The 5,494-nt window shown below is 44.6% G+C and carries 6 protein-coding genes; all 6 read left to right on the top strand.

The genetic code is table 11. From position 1 onward, the window contains the following. The first annotated feature begins 20 nt into the window (after positions 1-20). Positions 21-1,013, top strand: a complete 993-nt coding sequence (locus tag AC1DWN_RS26795; protein WP_477561944.1) for an ADP-ribosylglycohydrolase family protein — start codon at positions 21-23, stop codon at positions 1,011-1,013. Positions 1,014-1,045: 32 nt separating this feature from the next. Next, positions 1,046-2,410 carry a purine-cytosine permease family protein gene (locus AC1DWN_RS26790; protein ID WP_477561943.1) on the top strand — a complete coding sequence of 455 codons (1,365 nt, stop codon included), beginning with the start codon at positions 1,046-1,048 and terminating at the stop codon, positions 2,408-2,410. Position 2,411: 1 nt separating this feature from the next. Further along, entirely contained in the window at positions 2,412-3,326 is a 915-nt protein-coding gene (locus AC1DWN_RS26785; protein WP_477561942.1) for a PfkB family carbohydrate kinase, read from the top strand. 317 nt (positions 3,327-3,643) lie between these two features. Next, positions 3,644-4,009, top strand: coding sequence for an alpha/beta hydrolase fold domain-containing protein (locus AC1DWN_RS26780; RefSeq protein ID WP_477561941.1), 366 nt, complete (start codon positions 3,644-3,646; stop codon positions 4,007-4,009). Next, positions 3,975-4,535, top strand: coding sequence for a hypothetical protein (locus AC1DWN_RS26775; protein ID WP_477561940.1), 561 nt, complete (start codon positions 3,975-3,977; stop codon positions 4,533-4,535). Before AC1DWN_RS26780 ends, AC1DWN_RS26775 begins: the two co-directional genes overlap by 35 nt. A 527-nt stretch (positions 4,536-5,062) precedes the next feature. Next, on the top strand, positions 5,063-5,494 hold a 432-nt coding region (locus tag AC1DWN_RS26770), incomplete at its 3' end, for a GNAT family N-acetyltransferase (RefSeq protein ID WP_477561939.1).

Below are 5,494 nucleotides of genomic sequence, written 5' to 3'. Positions count from 1 at the left end.
GAGCAGAGTAGGAGATTAACATGAAGAAGAAAGTTCTTGGAGCCCTGTATGGAATGGCTATCGGGGATGCTATGGGTATGCCGTCTGAACTGTGGGGTAGAAACAAGGTTAAAGCTTATTTTGGAATGATTACGGATTTTCTGGACGGTCCGCAAGAGAATGAGGTAGCTCGGAACTTTACGCGAGGACAATATACCGATGATACGTCGCAAGCGCTGCTTATCCTCGATGCTTTAATTGAAAATGACTTTGTGCCGGATGAACGTGTTATTGGCAGACACCTGTTGGAGTGGGCAGATAAACACCATGCTTTCGATAATAATATCCTTGGTCCAAGCTCCAAAGCGGCATTGCTGGCACTGAGAGAAGGTAAGGACGTTACAGAATTTACTTCGAAGGCGGAAACGAATGGCGCCGCGATGAGGATCGCGCCTGTAGGGTGTATGTTCCTGCAGGAAGAGCAGATAGAGCTGTCCAAGTTCGTGTTCGACATTAGTAAAGTGACACATTCCACTGATGTAGCGGTCGGAGGCGCGGCGATGATTGCTGCTGCTGTCGGTTCTGCGATGGAGGACAAATCCTGGGATTCCATTATGCAGAATGCTATAGATATATACGATATAGCGAAAGCCTACGGAGCCGAGACTTATAGCGCCTCGCTGTCTGGAAGATTGAAGCTAGCATTGGAATTTGCCAAGCGTTATGAAGATGATGAAGAGCAATTCCTGCAAACCATCTATGATATTATTGGCACCGGAGTTATTACGAGCGAATCTGTACCAGCGGCATTGGCCATTGCCTATTATGCCAAGGAGCCTCGGCGCTGCAGCCTGCTATGTGCTAATCTAGGCGGGGATACGGATACAATAGGAGCGATGGCGACAGCCATTTGCGGAGCCAAAACGGGAGTGGATGCGATCGACGCTAGCTGGAAGCAATTAATTGACCAGGCGAACGACGTTGATTTTAACCAATATGCAGATCGAATTCTTGTTTTCAGAGAGCAACATTGATCCATCCACATTAATTATAGGGGGAAAAGCAAATGTCTAACTTGAGGTCTGATATTTTTATCCCGAATGCTGAAAGAACAGGAACTCCTAAGGAGTTATTCTTTATATGGTTTGCTGGCAATATTGGAATTCTAGGTGTTGTAATGGGCGCGATGATCGTTGGTTACAAGTTAAGCTTCATCCAATCGATTATGGCTGCGGTAATAGGCGCATTGTCTTTTGGACTAGTTGGCTATCTAAGCCTATCGGGTCTTAAGGCAGGAGGCACAACTTTCGTATTGTCGAGAGCCACATTCGGCGTGAAGGGCAATTACATTCCGAATCTGCTCGGCTGGCTCAGCCTTGTAGGGTGGCTTGCGGTTAACGTTGTTACGGGGACCTTGACCTTGATGTCTTTGTTTGGTATTTTCGGCCTTGGCCAATCAGGTGTATTAACGGTCATCAGCTTGGCTGTGTTCGTCCTGCTTATACTTGCATCGAGCTTGTTTGGGCAACATATGCTTGTTAAAATTCAGACCTTCTTCACCTACGTCTTCGGTGCGCTGACTTTTCTCATATTGATCATTCTTATTCCCAAGACGGATTGGACGACACTATTGAGTATGAGCAATGGCGACTGGTTGGGTAACTTCCTGCCCGCAATCTCCATTATTGTGGCGGGAACGGGAATCAGCTGGTCCATTGCTGCTGCCGACTTTAGCGCGTATCAGAATCCGGTCCATTCGGCGAAAAAGGTTTTTGCTAGTGTGACGGTGGGAGCCTTCATCCCCTTGTTCTTTATTATGGGAGTCGGCATTCTGCTTAGTACCTCTGTTCCAGACCTAGTTTCCTCGTCGAATCCGATTGAAGCGATCGGCCAAGCGCTGCCGAAATGGATGACGGTGCTGTACTTCATTACAGCGATCGGCGGCTTGATTCCGCAATGTATCATTAGCTTGAAGTCCGCGCGCGTCAATCTAGAAACCTTGAATATTCGAGTTAGCAATGCAACGGCGATCTCGATTCATGCGTTAATTATGATACTGATTCCGATATATGTGTTGTTCTTTTCCGAGGACTTCCTGTGGAACTTCCAGCTGTTCCTCGGCATTCTGGGCATCGGGCTTTCTTCATGGGCCGCGAGCTTCATGTTCGACTATATATTGCTTCGCCGAAAAGCTGGCTACGATGCTGCTCTGCTTGATCATACAACGGGAAAATCCCTTAATTACAATGGTATTTTCAGCTGGTTAGCAGGCATCATTGTAGGTTTTCTATTCACGAATTCACCATTCTTCAACGGTCCGTTCGCCAAAGGGATTTTCAAGGATAGCAGCCTAGGTGTATTAATGGCTTTCGCGGCGAGCGCCATCGTTACGATCATTCTCTATCAATTGAAAAGTAAGGAGGAGATTTGAAGTGAATACGAATTTGGTTCAGTATGCCGTGTCAGGGGAAAGCGGTAACATCCTAGTGATCGGCGCTGCTGTCGTGGATTTGATTATCCAGCTGGATAAACTCCCCCACACAGCGGAAGATGTAGTGGCCGAGCACAAAGAAACAGTAGTTGGAGGCTGCGCATATAATGTATCCAATATTTTGAAGCAGCTGCGCGTGAATCACGGTTTATTCGCCCCGGTAGGAAAGGGGGCTTATGCCGATGTTGTCAGAGGCCAATTGCATCACGATGGCATTGCGCTGATGCTAGAGGACGCATCCGGAGACAACGGCTGGAATCTGTCCATTGTTGAACATGACGGCGAGAGAACCTTTATCACGATTCCGGGCATAGAGTCGCGCTGGGAGCGTCGCTGGTTCGAACACATCGAACTTCGTGCATATGATTACATTTATGTTAGCGGCTATGAACTGGAAGGTCCTTCGGGCGCGGTCATTCTTGATGCGCTGAGTGAGCGGAAGGCAACAGGGAAAATCGTATTCGATCCGGGGCCGCGCGGAGCGTTTCTGGAGCCGCAAATCGTAGCGAGGATACTCAGTATGGGTACGATCGTACATGCCAATAAATCCGAAATCACCGCTTTGATGGGAGAAGCGGATGCGCATGAAGCTGCCAAAAAGCTGGTTCAGCTGACGAATGAGCCGGTCATTGTAACGTTAGGAGGCGACGGCACCCTGTTCTGCTCTGAAGAGGAGAATGGCCTAGTGGAGACCGAGCCGGTTAATGTCGTGGATACGATAGGTGCAGGTGATGCACACACAGGCGCTTTTATAGCCGGATTAGCGAGAGGCTATACATTAAGGCAGGCATGTGAGCTCGGCAATGTGATCGCCGGTAAAGTTGTACAACAACAGGGCGGCAGACTCCAATTGTAAGCCTGCCTTTTGGGCAAGTTCAGAAAAAGACTGAACTTGTCCAAAATGTTTATGAATTGAGCAAAGTGACGCATACGGTTCAAAGGGTCGAGAAACTGACCTCCCGCCAGCAGAGAGACGGCCATTATCTTTGATGATTCCATGTTCGATCGCAACGGGAGGCAGGGCTGTTGAAATGCTAGCGCGTTTCAAGGATCATGCCATAAGCAGCGAAAGTTGAGATAATAGAATGAATAGGAGTGCTTATTATGTCATTAAGGCTTTGGAGAAAACCTGGCAAAATTTTATCCGTCGACGGGAAAAGAGGATATTTCAATTTGGCATACGGAAGCGATTCTCTTTCACAAAAGCTGGATGTATGGCTTCCAGAAAAAGGTGACGGCCCCTTTCCTGTAATCTTATCTATTCATGGAGGTGGATTTACTTGGGGAGATAAAAGGCAAAGCGATTGTATAGAGCCTATGTTAGAAGGCTTAAATAGGGGATATGCTGTTGTTGGTATCGAATATCGGCTTAATAATGAAGCCATATTTCCATATCCTGTGCGTGATATTAAACAAGCRATAAAATATCTTCGTGCTAATGCACAACAATTATCATTGGATGACAAAAATATGATAGCTTGGGGGGGGCAGTGCGGGAGGATATATGGCATTAATGGCGTGTCTGTTCGAAAAAAATGAGTACTTTGACAATGAGCAGGATAAGAATAATTGTGTTTCAGCAGCCATTAGGGCCGGCGTTTCATGGTATCCAATAACCGATTTTTCAACACTGGATAAGCAATTGAGAATTAACAGTGTTATAAATAAGTTTTTGAGAACGGAATCACATGATCAAAATGAAGATGAGTATGAACCTACAGATCCGCCGACACAAGACGATGAGTTTCCCTTTCATAATGATGAAAGCGTGTGCACGACATTTGTTGGCTCATCCATTAATGAGTTAAGTGAACAGGTGAAAAAGGCGAATCCAATGTCATATATTCATACAGCTATGCCCAAACTGCTATTGCAGCATGGGAGTGGTGACGAGATAATTCCTATGCAGCAGTCTATTGAATTTGCGTTAGCTGCAAATGATCTTTGCGGGGAAGAACGAGTAATTCTTGAAATTATTCCACATGCAATTCATAGTTCTCTTCTATTAGAAACAAAAGAGAATATTAATCGTATCTTTAAGTTTATTGATGGTGTGATTGTATAACAAGGACAGTTTCGTTAATAAACGTCGATGTAAGAGGACAAGAACATATATCTATAGAGATCCGCGCACAGCGCGGTTTTTTTATTTTTAGGATTCTTGTCTTTTTCACAAGACAAGAACTTACATCCTTTACATATATCCTTTGCCACGGCGGGAGTTCTACGAATAGTTTTTTATATTTTAGGATTCTTATGGAAACAATTTAGTGACAACATCATGCAAGGAAAAAACAAAAATATTTGTGTCAAGAACATATATCTTTTGACGAATATTTGTACAAGAACATATATCTATTGCCGTAAATGTAGACAAGAACATATATACTTAGCTGCTTTTTTGGACAAGAACAAAGTATTTTTGCCAAAGCGCAATTTAGAACAGTATGAATTGATTTAAATCTATACTTCTCATCAATCAATGTATCTAAGTAGGTTGTCGTAGGTCAGTAGCCTGTTGAGCTAAAGGGCAGGATTGTCCAACCACTTCGCGAATATTCAAGTATTATATATATGGGGGGGGGTTAATGTATGGAGCCTAGATTTGAAACAAATCGCTTAATTCTCAGATTATTTGAAACCTCGGATGCAAAAATGGTTCAAACTTTAGCTGGAAACGAAGAAGTTGCACGTACAACTCTCTCAATTCCTCACCCATATCCTGATGGTGCAGCTGAAGCATGGATTGAACGTATTAGAAACGCATCTCAAAAAGGGGAAATTTATTCTTTCGCGATAGTCCACAAGGAAAATGAGATGCTTATTGGATGCGTAAGTTTGCGTGTTTCCAAAAGCGAAAACCAGGCTGAATTAGCATACTGGGTAGGTCGTCCTTTTTGGGGGCAGGGATATGCCACAGAGGCTGCTCAAAAGATAGTTAAATTTGGTTTTGAAGGGTTAAACTTAAATCGCATATCCGCTGCTGCAATGACGAAAAATCCAGCATCTTACAAGGTTATGCAT

It is taken from the genome of Paenibacillus sp. P4_A7 (assembly GCF_056402455.1).
This window is presented reverse-complemented; position numbering and strand designations above follow the sequence as displayed.

What these genes read in the sequence shown, in the direction of transcription:
- AC1DWN_RS26795 (WP_477561944.1), top strand. Translation starts at nt 21, where the DNA reads ATGAAGAAGAAAGTTCTTGGAGCCCTGTATGGAATGGCTATCGGGGAT.
- AC1DWN_RS26790 (WP_477561943.1), top strand. Translation starts at nt 1,046, where the DNA reads ATGTCTAACTTGAGGTCTGATATTTTTATCCCGAATGCTGAAAGAACA.
- AC1DWN_RS26775 (WP_477561940.1), top strand. Translation starts at nt 3,975, where the DNA reads ATGGCATTAATGGCGTGTCTGTTCGAAAAAAATGAGTACTTTGACAAT.